Annotated in this window: 5 protein-coding genes; 4 read left to right on the top strand and 1 reads right to left on the bottom strand. The window is 40.0% G+C overall.

Annotated elements, in window-relative coordinates; all coding sequences use genetic code 11:
• The 4 genes from O9324_RS15150 to O9324_RS15135 form a co-directional block, all read left to right on the top strand.
• A partial coding sequence (locus O9324_RS15150) for a transposase (RefSeq protein ID WP_130758671.1) occupies nucleotides 1-114 on the top strand: 114 nt, incomplete at its 5' end.
• A gap of 56 nt (nucleotides 115-170) precedes the next feature.
• On the top strand, nucleotides 171-644 hold the full coding sequence (locus tag O9324_RS15145) for an EVE domain-containing protein (RefSeq protein WP_002769548.1): 474 nt from the start codon (nucleotides 171-173) through the stop codon (nucleotides 642-644).
• 3 nt (nucleotides 645-647) lie between these two features.
• Complete coding sequence (locus tag O9324_RS15140; RefSeq protein ID WP_002769546.1) at nucleotides 648-1,502, top strand: prohibitin family protein; 855 nt, start codon at nucleotides 648-650, stop codon at nucleotides 1,500-1,502.
• A 497-nt stretch (nucleotides 1,503-1,999) separates the two neighbouring features.
• Entirely contained in the window at nucleotides 2,000-2,647 is a 648-nt protein-coding gene (locus O9324_RS15135) for a restriction endonuclease subunit R (RefSeq protein ID WP_288140607.1), read from the top strand.
• A gap of 334 nt (nucleotides 2,648-2,981) precedes the next feature.
• On the opposite strand, the gene O9324_RS15130 is transcribed toward O9324_RS15135, so the two are convergent.
• Nucleotides 2,982-3,667, bottom strand: a 686-nt coding sequence (locus tag O9324_RS15130) for a DNA cytosine methyltransferase (RefSeq protein WP_288140606.1), incomplete at its 5' end; no start/stop codon positions are given.

The following is a 3,667-nucleotide window of genomic DNA, read 5'->3' as shown; positions in this document are numbered from 1 at the left end:
GTGGTCGAGGGAATCAACAATAAACTTAAACTAATAAAACGGAGAGGCTATGGCTTTAGAAACTTTCGGAATTTTTGGGTTAGAAGTATGTTATCTTGGCATCTTGTATGTTGATTTAGCATAAAGGGTAACGAAGAGCCGCTTATTTGAATTAATAACAACTATAAATAATGATGAATTTAAATTATTGGTTAATGAAATCGGAACCCAATGTCTATAGTATCGGGGATTTAAAAAAAGATGGTCAAACTATTTGGGAGGGAGTGCGAAATTATCAAGCGCGCAATTTTCTCCGTCAGATGAAGCGGGGAGATTTAGCCTTTTTTTATCATTCTAATACGACCCCGCCGGGGATTGTCGGCTTGATGCGCGTAGTGGAAACCGATATGATCGATCCGACACAATTTGATCGCAATAGTCCCTACTATGATTCTAAAGCCTCCCTGGATTGCCCGCGCTGGTGGACGGTTAAAGTTGAGTTCGATCGCCTTTTTCCCCAACTGCTGCCCCTGGGAATTTTAAAACAAAATTTTACCGCCGATGAATTATTATTAGTAAGGACAGGAAATCGTCTGTCAGTGATGCCTGTCAATCAAGCGATCGCAACAAAAATTCTCGCTTTAGTCGCTCGTCAAGGAGTATAAACTGTGAACCAGAAAGATGCTATTAATTTACTTTCCCTGATTGGGGGATTATTGGCTACTATTGTCATTTTAGCGGCCTTTAATGCCTATGTGATTATCACCCCTGGACAAGCGGGGGTTTTAAGTGTTTTAGGAAAAGCTAAAGACGGGGTTTTATTGGAGGGATTGCACTTTAAACCTCCCTTTGTCTCTAGTGTCGATATCTACGATGTTACGGTGCAAAAATTTGAAGTTCCCGCCCAAAGTTCCACTAAAGATTTACAGGATTTATCCGCTAGTTTTGCGATTAATTTTCGTCTCGATCCGACTCAAGTAGTGGCAATTAGAAGAACCCAAGGAACTTTACAAAATATTGTCGCTAAAATTATCGCCCCTCAAACCCAAGAATCCTTTAAAATTGCCGCCGCTAAAAGAACCGTAGAGGAGGCAATTACTCGACGCAGTGAGTTAAAAGAAGACTTTGATAATGCCCTATCGACTCGGTTAGAAAAGTATGGTATTCTAGTCTTAGATACCAGTGTGGTAGATTTGAATTTTTCTCCAGAATTTGCCCGGGCCGTCGAAGATAAACAAATCGCGGAACAACGCGCCCAAAGAGCCGTTTATATCACCCAAGAAGCAGAACAACAGGCCCAAGCAGAAATTAATCGCGCTAAAGGGAAAGCTGAGGCACAAAGACTATTAGCAGAAACTTTAAAAGAACAGGGAGGAGGATTGGTTTTACAGAAAGAAGCGATTGAAGCTTGGCGCGAAGGTGGGGCGCAAATGCCCCGGGTTTTAGTCATGGATGGAGCGGGAAAAAATAGCGTACCATTTTTATTTAATTATAGTGATTCTTTTTCAGAAAATACCCCCTAAATTCGGGTCTATTTAGCCTAATTATTTTCTCAAGATACAGTCTTTCCCATCAAGAGGAAGTGTTACCTAAATTTGGTAAGCTGTTGACTATCTAAATTACTCGTTAAGACTGCACGGGAGTTGGGAGCGCTGGAGAAGGAGTTTGAGTATAAGTCCACCTCACTTCTCCCCATTCCAATCCCATCCCACCATCCCCAACTCAATCAAACCTCTAACTACAAGAAATATGACCTTGGGGTGCTTTTCGTTCAAAAATAACTTGATCGTAGATCGCCGACGAGTGTAAAGTGCATTAGAAGGCTACCAATTCTGTTAAAAAACCCAAATCAACAATCCGCACCCCACGCAGCAACTTTATTCTTAAATTGGTGTCTTACGTTTTTGCGCTTCACACCCTAGAATTTGTGTTTCTATCTTGGCTTATTTTGTTAGCAAGAACAGCCGAGACACCTATTTTCCGCTATCATGGAAACAGCGCTGTACTGCTTGCTCAATCAATGCTGACCCTCAAAACGAGTAAACTAACCCTTGCTGATGTTCAACGTCATCTCCATTTTCAAGAAAAGCTTGAAGATGTTTCATTTACAGAGCTTTTAGCTTTGGAAACCGTCAGCGAGGCAGAAAAATTAGAACTTGTTCAAATCCGCAACGATTTTCGACCCTATTTGATGGAAGATAAAGCATCAGAAGGACAAGTTAAAGTTTTAACCCTATTTCCCCTATTGCGGTTAGCGGGTTTTTATCGTTATCCGATTAAGATTAGGGTTGAAGAAGGGATTGATAATATTATCCTTGTGGATGAAGATAAAACTATTAGCGGACGCTTTGATATTGTCACGGTAAATAATTCGATAGCAACTGTCAATGATATCCCTTTTTGGATTTTAGTCATTGAAGCTAAAGAGAGTGGAATTGAAGTACGTCAGGGATTACCTCAATTATTGACTTATGCCTACAATAGCTTAGAAAGACAACCCTCAGTTTGTGGATTAGCGACTAATGGCTTACAATATATGTTCGTCTATCTCAGACAAGAAACTAACCCCACTTATCAGATAATGCCAGAACTTAATTTAATGTATCCTGAATCAGCAATTAATCTGCTCCAAATTCTCAAGGCAATGGGTCAGCTAATTTTAGAGTAACCTTTGGGGTGGTTGGGTTTCGCTTTTTCAGGCGAATTAAGCCATTTTCGACCCAGTATTGTTTCGCTCAACCCAACCTAAGAGGCTTGATACTAAATCTGTTGAGTATATGCTACATATCAGTAGAGTACCAATTATTGTAGGTTGGGTTGACGCAAGGAAACCCAACCAAGAGTAACTTTTGGGGTGGTTGGGTTTCGCTTTTTCAGGCGAATTAAGCCATTTTCGACCCAGTATTGTTTCGCTCAACCCAACCTACGAGGCTGTCTATATAGGGAATTAAAAGCGTCTTGAATAATTACCACTATCTAAAACTCCTAAGTCAAAAATAAACTTAATTAAGGTGTCGATTGAACGAGAATGAATTAGTTGATGCTTGCTCAATATCTAACAAAGACTCGATTACAGAATTAACCACAGCAGCTACGCAGGAAATCGCTACACTATTACCGGTTAATTTTCGCATAGTTTGATAACTGCCGACAATTTGATAATCATCAGGAAAACCTTGTAAACGTAGCATTTCCCTTGCTGTTAAGCGTCTTTTCCCATCCACTAACAAATAATTATAGGATGCTCCTGCTCGCAAGGCACAGGAATAGGGATAAGCACTGACATTACCTCCTTTATTTTCGTGCCAGATAGTCGGTTCACTATAAAGTTTTTTCCCCTCTCTTTTCAGCAGGCGACTTTTTTGAATTTTTTCGGAAGCATAATAAAAATCCGAGACATTTTCCTCTAAGATTTCCGTTAAACTTGTTCTAGATAAAGCTGGTTTTGGCCAGATAAAACCCCGCGATTCTCGGAAACCAACGATAAAAATTCGTTCTCGTTTTTGCGGTAAACCAAAATTAAGCGCATTCAAAACCCGATAATCGATATAGTAATCTAAATCTTGCAGAGTATTGAGAATAACTTCTAAGGTTTTTCCCTGTTGATGTCCCTGCAATTGCTTGACATTTTCCAGAATAAATGCTGCGGGTTGTTTGGCTTTTAAAATGCGAGCAATCTCAAAAAATA

The organism is Microcystis sp. LE19-84.1B, from assembly GCF_027531875.1.
In the GTDB taxonomy this organism is placed as follows: domain Bacteria; phylum Cyanobacteriota; class Cyanobacteriia; order Cyanobacteriales; family Microcystaceae; genus Microcystis; species Microcystis panniformis.
The sequence above is the reverse complement of the archived record's forward strand: the minus strand, read 5'-3'. Positions and strand labels throughout refer to the sequence as shown.

Bases quoted from the DNA above. Each gene is read 5' to 3' on its own strand.
- O9324_RS15145 (WP_002769548.1), top strand. From the start codon at position 171: ATGATGAATTTAAATTATTGGTTAATGAAATCGGAACCCAATGTCTAT.
- O9324_RS15135 (WP_288140607.1), top strand. From the start codon at position 2,000: ATGCTGACCCTCAAAACGAGTAAACTAACCCTTGCTGATGTTCAACGT.